The 19,735-nt window shown below is 70.3% G+C and carries 15 protein-coding genes and 1 tRNA gene; 9 read left to right on the top strand and 7 right to left on the bottom strand.

Translation table 11 applies throughout. The features are described 5' to 3' along the window. Positions 1-7: 7 nt before the first annotated feature. On the bottom strand, positions 8-1,789 hold the full coding sequence (locus ACLQ2N_RS19285; protein ID WP_425814585.1) for a beta-galactosidase: 1,782 nt from the start codon (positions 1,787-1,789) through the stop codon (positions 8-10). Between the two features lie 123 nt (positions 1,790-1,912). Here ACLQ2N_RS19285 and ACLQ2N_RS19280 point away from each other — a divergent pair, with 123 nt between their 5' ends. The 6 genes from ACLQ2N_RS19280 to ACLQ2N_RS19255 all read left to right on the top strand — a co-directional run bounded on the left by ACLQ2N_RS19280 (position 1,913) and on the right by ACLQ2N_RS19255 (position 10,165). Beyond that, positions 1,913-2,791 carry a helix-turn-helix domain-containing protein gene (locus ACLQ2N_RS19280; RefSeq protein ID WP_425814583.1) on the top strand — a complete coding sequence of 293 codons (879 nt, stop codon included), beginning with the start codon at positions 1,913-1,915 and terminating at the stop codon, positions 2,789-2,791. Between the two features lie 19 nt (positions 2,792-2,810). After that, positions 2,811-3,149, top strand: a complete 339-nt coding sequence (locus tag ACLQ2N_RS19275; protein ID WP_425814581.1) for a chorismate mutase — start codon at positions 2,811-2,813, stop codon at positions 3,147-3,149. Between the two features lie 98 nt (positions 3,150-3,247). Then, on the top strand, positions 3,248-5,749 hold the full coding sequence (pepN, locus tag ACLQ2N_RS19270) for an aminopeptidase N (protein ID WP_425814579.1): 2,502 nt from the start codon (positions 3,248-3,250) through the stop codon (positions 5,747-5,749). Positions 5,750-6,046: 297 nt separating this feature from the next. Continuing rightward, positions 6,047-7,450 (top strand): pyridoxal phosphate-dependent decarboxylase family protein, encoded by a 1,404-nt coding sequence (locus tag ACLQ2N_RS19265; protein ID WP_425814577.1) that lies wholly within the window; start codon positions 6,047-6,049, stop codon positions 7,448-7,450. Further along, positions 7,447-8,853, top strand: coding sequence for a lysine N(6)-hydroxylase/L-ornithine N(5)-oxygenase family protein (locus ACLQ2N_RS19260; protein WP_425814575.1), 1,407 nt, complete (start codon positions 7,447-7,449; stop codon positions 8,851-8,853). The genes ACLQ2N_RS19265 and ACLQ2N_RS19260 overlap by 4 nt, the downstream gene beginning before the upstream one ends. Positions 8,854-9,073: 220 nt before the next feature. Further along, positions 9,074-10,165 (top strand): peptidoglycan-binding protein, encoded by a 1,092-nt coding sequence (locus tag ACLQ2N_RS19255; protein ID WP_425814573.1) that lies wholly within the window; start codon positions 9,074-9,076, stop codon positions 10,163-10,165. Positions 10,166-10,238: 73 nt separating this feature from the next. Here the strand turns inward: ACLQ2N_RS19255 and ACLQ2N_RS19250 are convergent, their stop codons facing one another. After that, entirely contained in the window at positions 10,239-12,050 is a 1,812-nt protein-coding gene (locus tag ACLQ2N_RS19250; RefSeq protein WP_425814571.1) for a bifunctional metallophosphatase/5'-nucleotidase, read from the bottom strand. A gap of 251 nt (positions 12,051-12,301) precedes the next feature. Here ACLQ2N_RS19250 and ACLQ2N_RS19245 point away from each other — a divergent pair, with 251 nt between their 5' ends. Both ACLQ2N_RS19245 and pyk read left to right on the top strand, forming a co-directional pair. Then, a complete protein-coding gene (locus ACLQ2N_RS19245; protein ID WP_425814569.1) occupies positions 12,302-13,003 on the top strand; it encodes an SIMPL domain-containing protein in 702 nt (233 codons plus the stop codon). 146 nt (positions 13,004-13,149) lie between these two features. Continuing rightward, the gene (gene pyk, locus ACLQ2N_RS19240; protein WP_425814567.1) at positions 13,150-14,583 is read left to right on the top strand and encodes a pyruvate kinase; all 1,434 of its coding nucleotides are present in this window, start codon (positions 13,150-13,152) and stop codon (positions 14,581-14,583) included. A 9-nt stretch (positions 14,584-14,592) separates the two neighbouring features. Here pyk and ACLQ2N_RS19235 read toward each other — a convergent pair whose 3' ends face one another. Together ACLQ2N_RS19235 and ACLQ2N_RS19230 are read right to left on the bottom strand one after the other, a co-directional pair. Beyond that, positions 14,593-15,378 carry a helix-turn-helix domain-containing protein gene (locus ACLQ2N_RS19235; RefSeq protein WP_425814565.1) on the bottom strand — a complete coding sequence of 262 codons (786 nt, stop codon included), beginning with the start codon at positions 15,376-15,378 and terminating at the stop codon, positions 14,593-14,595. Positions 15,379-15,463: 85 nt separating this feature from the next. After that, a tRNA-Leu gene (locus tag ACLQ2N_RS19230) sits at positions 15,464-15,547 on the bottom strand. A gap of 95 nt (positions 15,548-15,642) precedes the next feature. Here ACLQ2N_RS19230 and ACLQ2N_RS19225 point away from each other — a divergent pair. Continuing rightward, positions 15,643-16,293, top strand: coding sequence for an ANTAR domain-containing response regulator (locus ACLQ2N_RS19225; protein WP_018518762.1), 651 nt, complete (start codon positions 15,643-15,645; stop codon positions 16,291-16,293). Between the two features lie 65 nt (positions 16,294-16,358). On the opposite strand, the gene ACLQ2N_RS19220 is transcribed toward ACLQ2N_RS19225, so the two are convergent. Genes ACLQ2N_RS19220 through ACLQ2N_RS19210 form a run of 3 tightly spaced genes read right to left on the bottom strand, consistent with a single transcriptional unit; the run spans position 16,359 to position 19,733 of the window. Then, positions 16,359-17,075 carry an ABC transporter ATP-binding protein gene (locus ACLQ2N_RS19220; RefSeq protein WP_425814563.1) on the bottom strand — a complete coding sequence of 239 codons (717 nt, stop codon included), beginning with the start codon at positions 17,073-17,075 and terminating at the stop codon, positions 16,359-16,361. Further along, entirely contained in the window at positions 17,072-17,950 is an 879-nt protein-coding gene (locus ACLQ2N_RS19215; RefSeq protein WP_425814561.1) for an ABC transporter ATP-binding protein, read from the bottom strand. Before ACLQ2N_RS19215 ends, ACLQ2N_RS19220 begins: the two co-directional genes overlap by 4 nt. Positions 17,951-17,954: 4 nt before the next feature. Next, entirely contained in the window at positions 17,955-19,733 is a 1,779-nt protein-coding gene (locus ACLQ2N_RS19210; RefSeq protein WP_425814559.1) for a branched-chain amino acid ABC transporter permease, read from the bottom strand. Positions 19,734-19,735 lie beyond the last annotated feature (2 nt).

Below are 19,735 nucleotides of genomic sequence, written 5' to 3'. Positions count from 1 at the left end.
GAGGTTGTCAGCCGCCCGCCCGGACCGGCAGACCCGGGCCCAGCCGGACGAACGGCGCGCCCGCGCCCTCCGTCTCCAGCACCCACACCTCGTTGACCCCGTCCCGCAGCACCGGACCCGGCACGTACAGCGTGTGCTGCGGGCCCGCCGACCAGTACCGGCCCAGGCAGAAGCCGTTCACCCAGACGAACCCCCGCGTCCAGCCCGGGAGTTCGAGCCCCGCGTGGTCCGCGCCCGCCGTCACCTCGAACGTGCCCCGGTACAGACCCGTCCCGCCCTCCCCGCCGACCGGCGCGAACGGCACACCCGCCACCGCACCCGGCTCCTCGAACGCGTCCAGCCGCAGCGCCCGCGCCCGCACCCCGTGCAGATACTGGCGCTCGTGGAGCACGCCCCCGGTGATCCCCTTCGGCTCGCCCAGGCGCGGCCCGTAATTGACCCGGCCCAGCGACTCCACCCACAGCTCCACCTCGGCGGGCCCGGCCACCGGCTCCTGCAGTGCGGAGTCCTCCTCGCTCAGGACGCCCCGGCGCACCCCGTCCACGTACACCACCGCACGGTCCCGCAGCCCCGGGACACCCAGCGTGTACGGGCGGCGCGGACCCGGCACGGCGACCCGGTAGCGCACCAGGCCGCGGTCCACCCCCAGCTCCTCGAACGTCGGCGGCACCCCGGACTCCGCCGCCTCCTCGTCGCCCAGCGCCTCCAGCACCGTGTCCAGTGGCGCCCACTCGGTCAGCTCCGCCCGCACCGGGGCGGCGAGCCCGACCGGCTCGGGCGGCAGCGGGGGCAGCGGCCCGTCCGCGTACCCGGCGAGGACCTCCCGGAACAGCCGGAACTTCTCCGTGGCCCGGCCGTACTCGTCCACCGGCGCGTCGTAGTCGTACGACGTCACCGTCGCCAGCAGCTCCTGGTCCTGGAGCGGGCCGGAACGGTTCGCGCCCGCCCAGCCGGCGAAGTTCGTGCCGCCGTGCGCCATGTAGACGTTCACCGACGCCCCGCACTCCAGGATCTCCGCCAGCGCACCGGCCGCCTGCGCCGGATCCCGCACCACCGGCGGCGCCCCCCAGTGCTCGAACCAGCCGCACCAGAACTCCATGCACATCAGCGGACCCGACGCCTGGTGGCGGCGCAGCACCCGGAACGCCTCGCGGGCGCCCGAACCGAAGTTGGCGGTGGCGAGCAGGCCGGGCACCGAGCCGCCGGTCAGCATGTGGTCCTCCGGCCCGTCCGAGGTGAACAGCGGCACGCTCACCCCGCACCCGCGCAGCAGCTGGGCCACCCGGCGCAGATGGACCGCGTCGGTGCCGTAACTCCCGTACTCGTTCTCGGCCTGCACCATGATCACCGGGCCGCCGCGGTCGATCTGCCGCTCCGCGACCTGCGGCAGCAGCTCGGCGAACCAGGCCCCGACCGCGTCGAGATACCCCTCGTCGCGGGTCCGCACCCGCCGCCCGAACCGGCCGGTCACCCACACGGGCAGCCCGCCGTTCTCCCACTCCGCGCAGATGTACGGGCCCGGGCGCACGATCGCCCACAGCCCGGCCCGCTGGGCCGCGTCCAGGAAGCGGCCCAGCGCCCCGGTGTCCCGGAAGCGGCCGGGCAGGGGCTCGTGGAGGTTCCACGGGACGTACGTCTCCACACAGTTCAGGCCCATCGCCCGCAGCATCGCGAGCCGGTGGTCCCACTGGCCCTCGTGCACCCGGAAGTAGTGCAGGGCCCCGGACAGCAGCCGTACGGGCTCGCCGTCGATCCGGAAGCCGTCGTCCCCGACGGTGAAGTCAGCCATGGTGCCCGTTCTCCTGATACGCGGATGTCCCGGTCCAGCCTCACCCCGGGCGTGACGGCCGGTCCATGGACAAATATCGTGGCTGTTTGGACGCGAGTCGCCGGACCGGGCGAGAGGGAGCCCATGTACCGCACCTGGATGCGCTTCTTCACGCCGAGCCCGCTCCACCACCGCCTCGGTCTCGTCTGCCTCGGCGTCGGCCTCCAGCACGGCACCCTGCCGGCCGTCGGCCCGCGCACCCTGGACCACCACGTGGCCGTCGTGGTCCACTCCGGCAGCGGCTGGTTCGCCGGGCCGGACGGGCGGCGGGTGCCGGTCATCGCGCCCAGCCTCATCTGGCTGACCCCGGGCGTCCCGCACCACTACGGCGCCGACCCCGCGTCCGGCTGGGACGAGAGCTTCGTGGACTTCACCGGGTCCGCCACCGCCACGTACACCGAGCTCGGCTGCATCGAACCCGACCGCCCCCTGGTCCCCCTCGCCGACACCGCGGCCCCGCGCGCCGCGATCGGCCGGATGGTCCGGGCGGCCCGGCGCGGCAACCCGCTCCTGGAGGTCGAGACGGGGGCCGCCGTGCACGAACTCCTCGTCGCCCTGCGCCGGGCCCGTGCCGATGTCGGCCCGGACGGCGATCCGGTGCTCCAGGCGCTCGCCCGGGACGCCTTCCAGCCGCTGTCGGTCGCCGAGCACGCCGCCCGGCACGGGATGACCCCCGCCGAACTGCGGACGGCGGTGCGGCGGGGTGCGGGAAGCAGCCCGAAGGACTACCTCCTCACCATCCGCCTCGGGCGCGCGAAGGAGCTCCTCGCCACGAGCGACCTGCCGGTGGCGGCTGTCGCGCGCCGCGTCGGCTACGACGACCCGGCCTACTTCTCCCGCCTCTTCGCCCGCCGCGTCGGCATCGCCCCGGTGCGCTTCCGCGAACAGCAGGGCCGCGCGGTCCCGGGCGGCTGGAGTGATCGCGTCCCGGACCCCGAACACCCTCCGACGATCGGCTCGTAGCCCCGTAAGCTCGCTGCCCATGACCACGAACGACATCGACGCCTCCGTACGCGTCGAACTCGACCGGCTGCGCCAGAGCATCGACAACATCGACGCCGCCGTCGTCCATATGCTGGCCGAACGCTTCAAGTGCACCCAGCAGGTCGGCCACCTCAAGGCCGCCCACCAGCTCCCGCCGGCCGACCCGGCCCGCGAGGCCCGGCAGATCACCCGCCTCCGGGAGCTCGCGGAGAGCGCCCATCTCGACCCGGCGTTCGCCGAGAAGCTGCTCAACTTCATCGTCGCGGAGGTCATCCGCCACCACGAACGCATCGCGGAGGAGTCCGCGAACGGCGCGGGGGCGACCGGGGGACGTTGAGGACCGGTCCGGCGGAGGCGGCCCAGCCGCCTCCGCGGCGGTCCGCCCCCACCGGAACCCGCCTGCGCGCCGCCCGGCCGATACGGCAGCATGTCCCCATGTCCGTACTGACGCGCGATGAAGCGCAGGCCCGAGCCCAGATCCTCGACGTACAGCGATACACGATCGAACTCGATCTCACCGCGGGGGAGGAGACCTTCGATTCCCGTACCGTGATCGAGTTCACCGCCCGCACGGCCGGTGACACCTTCATCGAGCTCAAGCCCGCCACCCTGCGCTCGATCAGCCTCGACGGGCAGCCGCTGGACCCCGCGGACCTCACCGAGAACCGGTACCCCCTCACCGGCCTCACCGAAGGCCCCCACGAGATCCGCGTCGACGCCGCCATGCGCTACTCCCGCACCGGCGAGGGCATGCACCGCTTCACCGACCCCAGCGACAACGAGACCTACGTCTACACCCAGCTCTTCATGGAGGACGTCCAGCGCGTCTTCGCCGCCTTCGACCAGCCCGACCTCAAGTCGGTCTTCGCCCTCACCGTCACCGCCCCCGAAGGCTGGACCGTCCTCGGCAACGGCGTCACCGAGCACACCGGAGACGGCCGCTGGACCATCGCCCCCACCCCGCCGCTCTCCACGTACCTCGTCGCCGTCGCCGCCGGCCCCTGGCACTCCGTGACCACCGAGCACGCCGGACTGCCCTTCGGCATCCACTGCCGCCGCTCCCTCGCCCCCCACCTCGACGCCGACGCCGACGAGATCCTCGACATCACCCGGGCCTGCTTCGACCGGTTCCAGGAGAAGTTCACCGAGCCGTACCCCTTCGACTCCTACGACCAGGCGTTCGTCCCCGAATTCAACGCCGGGGCCATGGAGAACCCCGGACTCGTCACCTTCCGTGACGAATACATCTACCGCTCTGCCGTCACCGACACCGAACGCCAGACCCGCGGCATGGTCATCGCCCACGAAATGGCCCACATGTGGTTCGGCGACCTCGTCACCCTCGCCTGGTGGGACGACATCTGGCTCAACGAGTCCTTCGCCGAGTACATGGGCTACCAGACCCTCGCCGAAGCCACCAGGTTCACCGACACCTGGGTCGACTTCGGCGTCGCCCGCAAGGGCTGGGGATACGACGCCGACCAGCGCCCCTCCACCCACCCCGTCGCCCCCGACCCCGCCGACGTCCCCGACACCGCCTCCGCACTCCTCAACTTCGACGGCATCTCCTACGCCAAGGGCGCCTCCGCCCTCCGCCAGCTCGTCGCCTGGCTCGGCGAGAAGGACTTCCTCGCCGGCATCAACACCCACTTCGCCCGCCACAAGTTCGCCAACGCCACCCTCGCCGACTTCATCGACAACCTCGCCTCCGCCACCGACCGCGACGTCCATGCCTGGGCCGACCAGTGGCTGCGCACCACCGGCGTCGACACCCTCGCCGCACACACCACCGAGAGCGACACCACCTGGTCCCTCACCGTCGACCACCAGGGCACCCGCCCCCACCGCATCAGCGTCGGCGCCTACGACCACAGCCTCGACACCCAGCACGGCCCGACCCCCCTCGTCCTGCGCGAACGCTTCGACGCCGGCATCCCCGAGGAAGCCCCCGTCACCCGCCCCGGCCGCCGCCCCGCCCTCGTCGTCCTCAACGACGAAGACCTCACCTACGCCAAGATCCGGCTCGACCCCCACTCCTGGAACACCGTCCTCGACAGCCTCTCCGGCATCCCCGACCCCCTCACCCGCGCCGTCATCTGGAACGCCGCCCGCGACATGGTCCGCGACGGCGAACTCGCCCCCAGCACCTACCTCGAAGCCGCCCGCGCCCACCTCCCCCACGAGACCGACCTCGCCCTCCTCCAAGGCGTCCTCGCCTTCGCCGACACCCACGTCGCCGGCCGCTACACCGCCCCCGAGGACCGGCCCGCCGCCCTCGCCACCCTCACCGCCCTCTGCCGCGACCTCATCCGCCGCACCGAGGACGGCACCCACCCCGGCCTGCGCCTCACCGCCGTACGCCACCTCATCGACGCCGCCACCCAGCCCGACACCATCCAGGGCTGGCTCGCCGACGACACCGTCCCCGGCGGACCCGAACTCGACCCCGAACTGCGCTGGCGCATCCTCACCCGCCTCGCCGTCCTCGGCGCCACCGACGAGACCGCCATCGACGCCGCCCTGGAGGACGACCCCAGCGCCACCGGCCAGGAAGGCGCCGCCCGCTGCCGCGCCGCCCTCCCCACCCCCGAGGCCAAAGCCGCCGCCTGGAACGCGATGTTCCACGACGACAGCCTCTCCAACTACCTCTTCACCGCCACCGCCCAAGGCTTCTGGCAACCCGAACAGACCGACCTCGTACGCGCATACGTGCCCCGCTTCTACCCCGAAGCCGCCCAGCTCGCCGCCCGCCGGGGCCCCGCCATCGCCGAAGCCGCCGGGCGAAACGCCTTCCCCGTCCACGCCGTCGACGCCGAAAGCCTCCGCACCGGCGAAGAAGCCCTCGACGACCCGGCCCTCATCCCGGCCCTCCGCCGCAAACTCATCGACCAGATCGACGACCTGCGCCGCGCCCTGCACGTACGCAACGCCAACTGAACCCACCCGCCCCACCCGTGCCCGGCCCGCCCCGACCCACCGGGGCGCGCCGGGCACACCCATACCACCCCGGCCCCCCACCACCCGCCCCCACCCGGACCCCGCCACCCTTTCGAGTTCAGATCACCCGGCTCCCCGGCCGCGCCACCCGAAACCCGGACAAGCTGGCACGCACACCCATGGCCGTGTCCGGAAAGTCCCGCCCGGCCCCCGACCCCCTCCGGTCGTACGACGGGACTTGCCGGACACGACCATGCCCGCACCCCGTCCACGCGCGCCCGAAGGACCACCCACCCCATGCCCGTACCGCCCCTCGCCGGGACCACCACCGGACCCGACGCCCTGCGCCCCCTCCTCGACACCGTCCTCACCGCCCTCGCCGAAGGCGCCCGACGCCGCGACGGCCCCCTCCCCGCAGGCGGACCCGACACCGTCACCCCCCGCACCCGCACCGCCCTCACCCCCCTCATCCCGGACCACGGCACCGGCGCCCACCACGCCCTCGCCACCCTCGTCCAAGCCCTCACCGAAGGCGCCGCCGACCCCGCCGACCCCCTCTGCGCCGCCCACCTCCACACCCCGCCCCTCGCCCTCGCCGCGGCCGCCGACCTCGCCGCCTCCGCCCTCAACCCCTCCATGGACTCCTGGGACCAGGCCCCCGCCGCCTCCACCCTCGAAGCCGACACCGCCGCCGCACTCGCCGCCGAGATCTACCCCCACCACCCCGCACCCGACGCCCTCATCACCACCGGCGGCACCGAGGCCAACCAACTCGGCCTCCTCCTCGCCCGCGAACGCCACGGCCCCGTCCAGACCATCACCGGCGCCAACGCCCACCACAGCATCACCCGCGCCGCCTGGCTCCTCGGCCTCCCCGCACCCCTCACCGTGCCCGCCCCCGACGGCGTCATCGACGTCCCCGCACTCCACGAAACCCTCGCCCGCCACCGGGGACAGGGCCCCCTCCTCGTCACCGCCACCGCCGGCACCACCGACACCGGCCGGATCGACCCTCTCACCGACATCGCCGACCTCTGCACCCGCCACGGCGCCGAACTCCACATCGACGCCGCCTACGGCGGCCCCCTCCTCTTCAGCCCCGCCCACCGCCACCTCCTCGACGGACTCGACCGCGCCGACAGCGTCGCCCTCGACCTCCACAAACTCGGCTGGCAGCCCGCCTCCGCCGGCATCCTCGCCGTCCCCGACCGCCACCACCTCCACCCGCTCCACCACCAGGCCCCCTACCTCAACGCCGACGACGACACCGAAGCCGGCCTCCCCGACCTCCTCGGCCGCTCCCTGCGCACCACCCGCCGCCCCGACGCACTCAAGATCGCCGTCACCCTCCGGGCCCTCGGCCGCACCGGACTCGCCGACCTCGTCGACCGCACCTGCGCCGCCGCCCACACCCTCGCCGACCTCGTCACCCGCACCCCCGGCCTCGACCTCCACGACCGCCCCACCATCAGCACCGTCCTCTTCCGCCCCACCGACGCCGACGACCACACCGTCGCCACCGTCCGCCGCACCCTCCTCACCCGCGGCCACGCCGTACTCGGCCGCACCCACACCCACGGCCGCCTCTGGCTCAAGGCCACCCTCCTCAACCCCCACACCACCCCCGACGACCTCCACCGCCTCCTCACCCTCGTCACCCACCTCACCGCCGAACTCAAGGAAGGCAGCACCCTGCGATGACCGCCGCCCCACCCGCCCCCGACCCCCACCGCACCCACGACCTCGTCGGCATCGGCATCGGCCCCTTCAACCTCTCCCTGGCCGCCCTCGCCCATGGCCTCCCCACCCCCCTCACCACCGCCTTCTACGAACAGCGCCCCGCCTTCCACTGGCACCCCGGGCTCCTCATCGACGGCGCCACCCTCCAAGTCCCCTTCCTCGCCGACCTCGTCACCCTCGCCGACCCCACCAGCCCCTGGAGCTTCCTCAACTACCAACGCGCCCAGGACCGCCTCTACCCCTTCTACTTCGCCGAGCGCTTCCACATCCACCGCGCCGAATACGACGCCTACTGCCGCTGGGTCAGCGACCGGCTCCCCGGCCTCCACTTCGGCCACCAGGTCGACGCCATCCGCTGGGACCCCCAGACCGCCCGCTTCGACGTCGACCACACCCAGCTCGACACCCACGGCCAAGCCGCATCACTCGGCCGCACCCACACCCGCCACATCGCCCTCGGCATCGGCACCGAACCCCACATCCCCGAACCCCTCAAACCCCTCACCGACACCGGCAACGCCCCCGTCATCCACTCCGCCGACTACCTCCACCACCGCGAACGCCTCCTCCAGGCCCGCCACATCACCGTCATCGGCTCAGGACAGTCCGGCGCCGAAATCTTCCTCGACCTCCTCCGCGCCCGCCCCACCGGAAACGAAGGACTCCACTGGCTCGCCCGCACCCCCGCCTTCGCCCCCATGGAGTACTCGAAACTCGGCCTCGAACACTTCACCCCCGACTACACCCGCTACTTCCACGCCCTCCCCGAAACCGTCCGCGACACCCTCGTCCCCCAGCAATGGCAACTCCACAAAGGCATCGACCACGACACCATCACCGCCATCCACGACGAGCTCTACCGACGCACCCTCCACGGCGGCTGGCCCGACGCCACCCTCACCCCCGGCGTCACCGTCCGCACCGCCGGACGCGTCGCCAACACCCGCGTCGAACTCCACCTCGAACACACCCAGCAATCCACCCGCACCCGCCTCACCACCGACGCCGTCGTCCTCGCCACCGGCTACCGCGAACGCCCCCTCGACACCCTCCTCCACCACCTCGCCCCCCACCTCCGCCGCGACACCGCCGGCCGCCCCCGCATCGACACCCACCACCGCCTCGACCTCGGCCCCGCCATCACCGGCCACATCTACGTACAGAACGCCGAACGCCACACCCACGGCGTCGGCGCCCCCGACCTCGGCCTTGCCGCCTGGCGCAGCGCCACCATCCTCAACGACCTCACCGGCACCACCCCCTACCCCCTCCCACAGCGCACCGCCTTCACCACCTTCGGCCTCACCCAACCCGCCATCCCCACCCAGCAACCCACCCTCGTCCCCCTCACCCACACCAACTGACCCACCCGGCCCCCGAGACAAGCCGCACACCAACCGCCGACATTGTTGAGGTCACGTCACTAGCGGATGCGGCTTTCGCACAACGCTGGGCCAACGCCCCCGCACAGGCCATCGTGGTTCCCCGTCAGCCACCCCAGCCGGCACCCCGGGAACGACAGCACCCCGCACCAGCGGGCGCGTCGGACCGTGTGCCGCACCTGGACACACAACGGGGGACACCATGTCCATCACACGCCGCACCCAGATCGCCCTCGCCGGCCTCGTCGCCGCGGGAATCGCCGCCGCCGCCGTCGTCGTCGTACCGTCGCTCACCGACGACACCACCGACCAGGCCAACGTCGCCGCCGCCAGAGACACGGACTACGGTCCCGAACCCGAGGCCGACAGCGACCTCGTCACCCAGGCCGACCAGATAGCCTCCATGGCCTCCGGCACGATCTCCCCCGACACCATGATCAACCGGGCCCGCACCTGGCTCACCGCCAACGGCGGCCACCAGGTCCCGTACAGCATGCAGCGCGTCTGGAAGGACGGCTACCGCCAGGACTGCTCCGGGTTCGTCTCCATGGCACTCGCACTCGGCAAGCCCGGCCTCAACACCGTCGGCCTCGCCAGCAGCCGAAGCGTCACCAAGCACCTCAGCAGCACCAGCCAGCTCAAAAAGGGCGACCTCCTCATCGACGCCAGCACCAGCGACGGCGACTTCCGCCACGTCGTCATCTTCGAGAAGTGGGCCAACGCCTCACACAGCTCCTACTGGGCCTACGAGCAGCGCGGCTCCCACGGCACCACCCACCGCACCCTGAGCTACGGCATCGGCAAGGACAACTACGACCCCTACCGCCCCCTCAAGCTCAGCGGAAGCAGCAGCGGCGGTGGCGGCGGCAGCCAGACCCCCGTCCCCAGCGCCGGCTGGCCCGTCCTCAAGAGCGGATCCAAGGGCACCGACGTCCGCTCCGCCCAGCAACTCCTCATCGCACGCGGCTACGGCATCTCCGCCGACAGCAGCTTCGGCCCCAAGACCCGCGCCGCCGTGATCCGCTTCCAGAAGGCCCACTCCCTCGCCGCCGACGGCGTCATCGGCCCCAAGACCTGGGCCAAGCTCATCGTCACCGTCAAGTACGGCAGCAAGGGCCAATCGGTCAAGGCAGCCCAGAACCAGCTCAAGCTCTACGGCTACGCCCTCGCCGTCGACGGCAGTTTCGGCGCCAAGACCAAGGCCGCGACCCTCGCCTTCCAGAAGAAGCACCACCTCGCCGCCGACGGCGTCATCGGCCCCAACACCTGGCGCACCCTCCTCGGCACCCGCTGACACACACCAGCGGCCCCCTTCCCACCGCACCCGCGGAAGGAAGGGGGCCGCCGCCACACACGGACCGGCACCACTAGAACACCGGCACACCGTCCCGCGTCAGCCGCCAGTCCACCGAAGCGAACTCCGCACCGTCCACCGAACCCTTCGCCTGCACCCAGGCGATGATCGTGTTCCGGATCTCCTCCGAATTCGCCCACAGCTGCTTCGCACCCGGAACATGCGGGAAGTTACCCCCACCGCTCGCCCGGTAGTTGTTCACCGCCAGCACGAACCGCGCCTCCGGATCCACCGGCTTCCCCTCGAACGACAGACCCACGATCCGCGACCCCACCGGCTTCGCGATGTCGATGTCGTACGTCAGACCCGACACCGCGTCATAGTTGTAATCCGGCGTGCTGTCCGCATTCGTCAGCTTCTCCGGATCCACCGGAGCACCCGCCGCCGTCCGCACGTAGTACTTCGCCGAGAACTCCAGATAGTCCAGGATCTGCGCACCCGTCACCAGACGCGCCTCCAGCGTGTTCTCGAACGGATACAGACCGGCCGCGTCCCTGATCGTCACGTTCCCGGCCGGAATCCGCGCCGTACGCGAGAAGCACGACGCCTGCGACAACACCGGAAGGTCCGCGTACTCACCACCCGCCAGCGCCGCCTTCACCGTCTCGGCCTGGACGACGTTGATCAGATCGATGATCGGCTCGTCCTTCCACGCCGCCTCCGCCGTGGTCATCTCCGACGCCGCCGTACCGATCACCTGGTTGACGTACGCCACGACCTTCTCGTGCTCGTCCGCCAGCAGCTTCGTGATCTTCCGGTCCTCCACCGCCGTGTTCGAGTTCAACACCCGCGAACCGGCCTTCTCGACCACCCAGCGGCCCTTCTCCCACACCACCTCGAAGTCGAACAGCGTCAGCCGCTGCCCCCACTTCAACGGCTCCGAGAGCACGACCTTCTTCCCGGTCTCCTTGTTCTCCACGAAGTACTCGGGAATCTCCAGGTGCGCGTGGCCCACCAGAATCGCGTCGATCCCCGGCACCTGCTCCGCCACCAGACCCGCCGCGTTCTCCACGTACGGAATCTGATCCCCGTACGACGACGTCCCACTGTTCCCCGAATGCGCCGACACGATCACCACGTCCGCACCCATCGAACGCAACCGCGGCACATACTTCGCCGCCTGCTCCTCAAGACCCGGGAACACCATCTTCCCGCTCACATTCGCCTTGTCCCAGATCGCGATCCCCGGGTTCGTCAGCCCCAGGATCCCCACCTTCACATCCCGCCCGTGCGGCGTCCGCAGCTTCTTGATCACATACGGCGCGAACGCCGGCCGCAACGTCTTCGCGTCCAGCGCGTTCGCCCCGAGCAGCGGGAAATCACACTGCTCCTCGAACTTCCGCAGCACCGGGATGCCGTAATTGAACTCGTGGTTCCCCAGCGCCGCCGCGTCGTACCCGATCGCGTTCATCGCCTGCGCCATCGGGTGCACCGGACCGCGCTTCGCCGTGATCGGATCGATCTTCGCGTAGTAATACGAAAGCTGCGTGCCCTGGATCGTGTCACCCGCGTCGATCATCAGCGTGTTGTGACGGCCCTTCTCCCGCCGCACCTGCTCCACCAACGTCGAGATCTTCGCCAGACCCACATCGTTGTGGTCCTTGTCGTCGAACTCGGCGTCCGTGAAGTAGTCCCAGTTGAAGACGTTCCCGTGCAGGTCCGTCGTCCCCATCACCGTGAACGCATACCGCTTCTGCGGACGCCCCTGACCCTGCCCCTGCCCACGCCCGTGCGCCTGGGCGGGCGACGCGACACCGCCCACCACCACCGCACCCGCGCCGGCCGCGGCCGATGTCCCCAGGAACGTCCTTCGGTTCAGCGGCATCTCGTCTCCCACATATCGGTTCACCTGGTGCGAAGTTCTGTTCTGTCGTACGCCGTCCGCCCCACCCGGGGTGACGCGTGTAGACCGGCCCCCAGGGCACACCCGCACGCCGGACAACGCGCGTAGATAATCACCCACACACCACCCCCGGCAACACCCCCGGCAGGTTTCCGTTCCATGACCACACATCGACAGGACGGCGTCCGGCCGCGAACGCCCCGACTGTCACACCCGGATGCCACAGTGGACCCATGACCGAGCCCGCACAGCCCTACGGCACCCCGGACCAGCCCCGCCTCGCCGTCCGCGGCGAAGCCCGCCTGGAAGTCGACCCCGAGATCGCCCGCCTCTCCATCACCGTCACTGCCCGCGGCAAGGACCGCCGCGCCGCCCTCGAAGACCTCACCCGCCGCAACGCCGCCGTCCTCGAACTCGCCCGCACCTACGGCGACGCCGTCGAGAAGACCGAGACCGGCGCCCTCTCCATCCACCCCGAGCTCGTCCAGCGCGGCCGCGACGAGAAGATCCGCGCCTACCACGGCCGCGTCCACATCACCGCCGTCCTCAACGACTTCACCGCACTCGGCGAGTTCGTCACCCGCGTCGGCGACCTCGACATGACCCACGTCAACGGACCCTGGTGGGCCCTGCGCCCCACCTCACCCGCCCGCGGCGAGGCCCGCCGCCAGGCCGTCCGCGAAGCCGTCCAGCGCGCCCGCGAGTACGCCGGAGCACTCGGCGCGGAGCTCGCCGCCCTGGTCGAACTCGCCGACATAGGCGCGGAGAACGCCGCCCCCGTCGCGTACGCGCGGACCGGCGGCTACGGCGGCGCGCTGCCGGCCCCCGCCGGAGGGGGCGCCCCGCCGCCGCCCCCCGTCGACCTCGAACCCCAGCGACAGACCGTGTACGCGCAGGTGAACGCCCGCTTCACCATGACCCCGCCGAAACTCTGAATTCCCGCCCACGAGGAGACCGGCGCGTGCTCATCCGAGCACGCCGCCGCACAATTCAACACTTGGCAATAACCCTTTACGCAAAGGTGGTTGAGCAGTCATACAGAGCCAATTACCTACCCATAGGTAAGGTCTAGGCTCGAACCATGCGCCGAGCCAAAATCGTTTGCACCCTGGGACCCGCAACCGACTCATACGACCAGATCAAGGCCCTCGTCGAAGCGGGAATGGACATCGCCCGCCTCAACCTCAGCCACGGCAGCTACGCCGAACACGAAGCGCGGTATCACCGCGTACGCGAAGCGTCCGACGAGGCACACCGCAGCGTCGGCGTCCTCGCCGACCTTCAAGGCCCGAAGATCCGCCTCGGACGCTTCCGCGAAGGCCCCGTACTCCTTGAACGCGGCGACGACTTCACCATCACCGTCGAGCCGATGGACGGCGACCGCGACGGCTGCGGTACGACGTACAGCGGCCTCGCCGCCGACGTCACCCCCGGTGAGCGCATCCTGATCGACGACGGCCGCGTCACCCTGGAGGTCACCGAGGTCGACGGCCCCCGCGTCCGGACCACCGTGATCGAGGGCGGCATGGTCTCCGACCACAAGGGCCTCAACCTCCCCGGCGTCGCCGTCTCCGTCCCCGCGCTCTCCGAGAAGGACATCGAGGACCTGCGCTGGGCCATCCGCACGGGCGCCGACATCATCGCCCTCTCCTTCGTCCGCAGCGGCCGCGACATCGAGGACGTCCACCGCGTCATGGACGAGGAGGGCCGCCGCCTCCCCGTCATCGCCAAGGTCGAGAAACCGCAGGCCGTCGAGAACATCGAGGACATCGTCGCCGCCTTCGACGGCATCATGGTCGCCCGCGGCGACCTCGGCGTCGAAATGCCGCTGGAGCAGGTCCCGATCGTCCAGAAACGCGCGATCAAGCTCGCCAAGCGCAACGCCAAGCCGGTCATCGTCGCGACGCAGATGCTCGACTCGATGATCGACAACTCCCGGCCCACCCGCGCCGAGGCGTCCGACGTCGCGAACGCCGTCATCGACGGCACCGACGCGGTGATGCTCTCCGGCGAGACGAGCGTCGGCACGTACGCGATCGAGACGGTCCGCACGATGTCCCGCATCGTGGAGGCGGCCGAGGAGGACATCCTCGCGAAGGGGCTCCCGCCGCTGACCGAGCGCAACAAGCCCCGCACCCAGGGCGGCGCGGTGGCCCGCGCGGCGGCGGAGATGGGTGACTTCCTCGGCGCGAAGTTCCTGGTGGCCTTCACCCAGAGCGGCGACACGGTGAAGCGGTTGTCGCGCTACCGCTCCCCGATTCCCCTCCTGGCCTTCACCCCGGACCCGGCGACCCGCTCCCAGCTGAACCTGACGTGGGGCGTGGAGACGTTCCTGGGTCCGCACGTGGACTCGACGGACGCGATGGTCGCCCAGGTGGACGAGGAACTGCTGAAGATCGGCCGCTGCCAGAAGGGCGACGTGGTCGTCATCACGGCCGGCTCCCCGCCTGGTGTCGCGGGCTCCACGAACCTGGTCCGGGTGCACCACATCGGCGAGGACGACAGCCCGAAGTAGCGGGGCGGCTCAGTATTTCGGCCCGACGTGAGCGTCCATGAGGGCTACGGACGCCCGTCGGGCGACGGAGATGTTGTACTCCTTGCCCGCACGCGTGCAGTGCGTCCACTCGATGCCGAGCTTGTCGAGGGTGTCGGTGTAGAGCCGCCGGATGTCGTCCGAGACGTTGGTGAACCAGTACCGGGGGTATTCGTACCGCTTCTTCACGCCACCGACCACCCTGGTCGTCCAGTTCATGGTCCGACAGCCGTCGGAGTGGATGAGTCCGCGAATGAAGTCCCAGGGGTGGGCGTCGACGATGTCCTGCTGCCAGGGTTCGAGGGCAATGCGGCGGGTGTGCTTCATGCCGGGGCCGTGTTGGGGAAAGAGGCACCACAGGTGTTTCGAGTAGACCTTCACTTCCCGGCACCCCTTCCTGCGTACTTGGCACACCGAGTTCTCGGAGAGAACGGCGCGCATCGCGTTCTCGCACTCGGCCATCAGGCCTGGCCAGGATTCGGCGCAGAAGACGGACAGACTGGGCGTTTTCATGGCCTTGTTCTGAATGATGTGCCCGTCGCCCAAGTACAGGCCGAGAAGGTAGGAGTAGGCGGCCTGATCGAGCCCACCATCACATCGAGGGCAGAGGTGGTAGCGGGTTCTCGTAGGCTCGCCGCGCTTGGCTCGGTCCATGTGTTTCCAGTAGCTGATCGTGCCGGCGGGCACGTTCAGCTTCCGCGAGACATCCGCGTTGCGCGCGCCGCCGCGCAGCAGAGTAAGGGCCTTCTGCCGTAATTCCGGGCCGTGGAAGTTCATGGGAATAGGATGAGCAGTCCGAACTTGTCGCGCGCAGCAAAAAGCGGATGTTCACGAGAACGTGAACATCCGCTTTCCGGAAATGTGCCGGGTATGGGATTCGAACCCACACGTCCTTTCGGACAGAGGTGTTTGAGACCTCCGCGTCAACCAGTTGCGCCAACCCGGCTAGGCAACCCGGGCAGAAGTGTACCTGGTAACAGAAGCAGACAGCAGGTAGGTAGGCTGCTTCGCAGCAGTCCCTGCCCTGGACCAAGGAGCCCCGTGACCACCCCCGAGTCGCCCCAGCCCGTCGCCGACGACGACAAGTCGCACGTCCCGCCGCTGACGACCCGTGTCGTCATCGCCGAGGACGAGGCGCTCATCCGCCTCGACCTCAAAGAGATGCTCGAAGAAGAGGGCTACTCCGTCGTCGGCGAGGCCGGGGACGGGCAGCAGGCTGTCGAGCTGGCGCGGGAGCACAAGCCGGACCTGGTCATCCTGGACGTGAAGATGCCGGTCCTCGACGGGATCTCCGCCGCCGAGAAGATCGCCGAGGAGTCCATCGCGCCGGTGCTCATGCTCACCGCGTTCTCGCAGCGGGACCTCGTGGAGCGTGCCCGGGACGCCGGGGCGATGGCGTACCTCGTGAAGCCGTTCAGCAAGAGCGACGTCGTCCCGGCGATCGAGATGGCCGTCTCCCGGTTCTCCGAGCTGAAGGCCCTGGAGAACGAGGTCGCCGACCTCGCCCAGCGGCTGGAGACGCGGAAGCTGGTGGACCGGGCGAAGAGCATCCTCCAGACGGACTACGGGCTGTCCGAGCCGGAGGCGTTCCGGTGGATCCAGAAGACGTCCATGGACCGCCGGCTGTCGATGCAGCAGCTCGCCGAGGCGCTGATCGCGGACGCCGAGGAGAAGAAGAAGGCCGCCGAGTAGGACCCGTAACGCAGACGAGGAAGGCCCGCGCCAGAGGCGCGGGCCTTCCTCGTATCCGTGGACGCTCAGTCCTCGCCCAGGTACGCCTTGCGGACGGACTCGTCGTGGAGGAGGTCCGCCCCGGTGCCGGAGAGGACGATCTTGCCGATCTCCATGACGTGCCCCTGGTCGGCCAGCGACAGCGCGGCCTGGGCGTTCTGCTCGACCAGGAGGATCGTCGTGCCGGAGGCGCGGAGTTCGACGATGGTCTCCATGATCTTCTGCATCATGATCGGCGAGAGGCCCATGGACGGCTCGTCGAGCATGAGCAGCTTGGGCTGGGACATCATCGCCCGGCCCATGGCGAGCATCTGCTGCTCGCCGCCGGAGAGCGTTCCGGCGGCCTGCTTGCGGCGTTCCCCGAGGATGGGGAAGAGGTCGTAGGCGCGCTGGACGTCCTTCTCGATGCCCGCCTTGTCGTTGCGCAGGTACGCGCCGAGGAGGAGGTTCTCCGTGATCGTCAGCCGGGGGAAGATGTGGCGTCCCTCGGGGGAGTGGGCGAGGCCCAGGGAGACGATCTTGTGCGCCGGGACGTTGGTGAGCGGTTTGCCCTCGAAGAGGATGCGGCCGCTGAGCGGTTTGAGCAGCCCGGAGAGGGTGCGCAGGGTGGTGGTCTTGCCGGCGCCGTTGGTGCCGATGAGGGTGACCACCTGGCCGGTCTCGACGGTGAACGAGATGCCCTTGACGGCTTCGATCTTGCCGTAGGCGACGCGGAGGTCCTCGACCTCCAGCAGTGCGGTCATCGGTTGCCCTCCTCTTCCGTCTCTTCCGTGCTCGTGTGGGCTTCGGCCGCTTCGACCTCGGCGACTTCCTCCGCGCCGGGGGCGCCTTCGAAGGGGGTGCCGAGGTAGGCGGCGATGACGCGTTCGTCGCTCTGGACCTCGGACGCGGTGCCTTCGACGAGTTTCTCGCCCTGGACGAGGCAGGCGACGCGGTCGCAGAGGTTGAAGATGAAGCGCATGTCGTGCTCGATGACGAGAACGGCGATGCCCTGGTCCCGGATCGCGAAGATGAGCTCTTCGGTGACGCGGGTCTCCTGGGGGTTCATGCCGGCGGTGGGCTCGTCCAGGAGGAGGAGTCCGGGGTCGCTGGCGAGGGCGCGGGCGATCTCCAGTTTGCGCTGGTCTCCGTAGGGGAGGTTGCGCGCGAGGTGGTCGGCCTTGTCCTGGAGGCCGATGAACTCCAGGAGTTCCATGGCGCGTTCGCGGCTGGAGTTCTCGGCGGCCCGGTAGCCGGGCAGGTGGAGCAGGGCGGACCAGAGCCCTTCCTTGGTCCTGGTGTGGCGTCCGACGAGGACGTTCTCCAGGACGGTCATGTTGGCGAAGAGCCGGATGTTCTGGAAGGTGCGGGCGATGCCGGCCTTGGTGACGAGGTGGGGCTTGGGCGGCAGGACGGTGCCCTTGTAGCTGACCTTGCCCTCGGTGGGGACGTAGAGGCCGGTGAGGCAGTTGAAGAAGGTGGTCTTGCCGGCGCCGTTGGGGCCGATGAGGCCGACGATTTCGCCGGTGTTGACCTGGAGGTCGACGTCGCGGACGGCGGTGAGGCCGCCGAAGCGCATGGTGACCCCGCTGGCGTCCAGGACGGTCGTCCCGGTGGCGGTCTTCGTGGTGGTGGTCATGGTGTTACGCCCCCGCCTTGGCGATGCCGGCGTCCGTTTCGTCGGACTTCCGGGGTGTGGGCACGTCGAGCTGGTCGGTCTCGTGGAATTCGAGCTGCTTCCTGCGGTCGGCGACCAGGCCCTCGGGCCGGAAGCGCATCAGGAGGACGAGCGCGATTCCGAAGAGGAAGAGCTGGTAGTCCTGCATGAACTGGAGCTTGGCCGGGATGAGGTAGAGGAGTGCGGCGCCGACGAAGGGTCCGCTGAGGGTTCCCATGCCGCCGAGGATGACGGCGGCGAGGAGGAACGCGGAGTTCGGGGGCACGGAGCCGGCGAACTGGTACTGCTCGGGCGTCACGGTGTAGTTGACGTGTGCCTGTACGGTGCCGGCGAGGCCGGCGAGCGTGGCGCCGAGGGCGAAGGCGAGGAGCTTGAGCCGGAAGGCGTTGATGCCCATGGCGGTGGCGGCGGTCTCGTCCTCGCGGATGGCGACCCAGGCGCGGCCGATGCGGGATTCCCCGGAGCGGCGGAAGACCAGGACGACGACGGCGGTGACGACGAGCATCAGCAGGTAGTAGTTGGCCGGCCTGCTGAGGGTGAAGGGTCCGACGTCGTGGCTGAGGGCGAAGTCGATCCCGAAGAGGTTGAGGTCGGGGATGCTGGGGATGCCCTGGGAGCCGTTGGTGAGGTCGGGGCCGCTGTTGCCGTTGAGGTTGTTCACGGTGACGCGGAAGATCTCACCGAAGCCGAGGGTGACGATGGCGAGGTAGTCGCCGCGCAGGCGCAGGGTGGGGGCGCCGATGAGGACGCCGAAGATCATCGAGACGACGGCCCCGGTGAGGACGGCGGCCCAGAAGGGGAACTTGACGCCGATCGCGGAGAGGGGTGCGCCGGAGACCAGGGCGGCGGTGTAGGCGCCGACGCCGAGGAAGGCGACGTATCCGAGGTCGAGGAGGCCGGCGAGGCCGACGACGACGTTGAGGCCCAGGGCGACGGTGGCGAAGATGAGGATGTTGACGCCGATGAGGGCGTATTCCGCGGTGTCCTGGGTGAAGGGGAAGCAGAGTGCGGCGACGAGGGCTGCCGCGAGGGTGACGTTGCGGTGCTTGGCGGTCAGCGCGGTGAGGCGGGCGATGAGGCCGGCCCGGGTGAGTGCGGTGAAGGCGAAGCCCGCGGTGATGAGGAAGCCGATGAACTGTTCGGAGTCCTCGGTGGGGATGTCGATCCCGTAGGTGAAGATGTACAGCGCGAGGCCGAAGGAGACCGCGATGATGATGATCTCGGCCCAGGCGGGGAGGGCCTTGGCGCGGGGTGCCGAGGGTGCGGCGAGGCTGTTGCGGAAGCGCTGCCAGGCGTTCGGCGCGGGGCCGTCGGCGGGGAGCGGGACGTCGTAGGGGAGGGCGAGGGAGGCGATGACGGCGACGAGTGCGCCGATGCCGCTGACCCAGGCTCCCGGTTCGAGGTTGACGACGCCGCCGAGCTCGTAGGAGATGGCGCCCATGGCGTAGCCGGTGGTGCCGAAGGTGGCGAGGGCGGCGAGGCGGACGGGGCTGTGGGTGCCGGCGGGGGTGAGCCAGCGCAGTCCGGGGATGCCGTAGCCGGTGAGGGCGAGGAGCAGGGTGAGGATCGCGCCGGTGAGGGTGAGGACCTGGAGGCCGCCGGGGTAGCCGGTGACGGTGAGGTCGCCGGGGAATTCGGAGGTCCAGGTCCAGGGGAGCAGGGTGCCGGCGAGGGCGGCCGCGGCGCCGGTGAGGGTGGCGATGCGGGCGGCGGGGGCGGGGAGGGGGAGGAGTGCGGTGGTCATCC

Origin of the sequence: Streptomyces sp. DT224 (genome assembly GCF_049844595.1) — a bacterium.
Lineage (GTDB): Bacteria > Actinomycetota > Actinomycetes > Streptomycetales > Streptomycetaceae > Streptomyces.
This window is presented reverse-complemented; position numbering and strand designations above follow the sequence as displayed.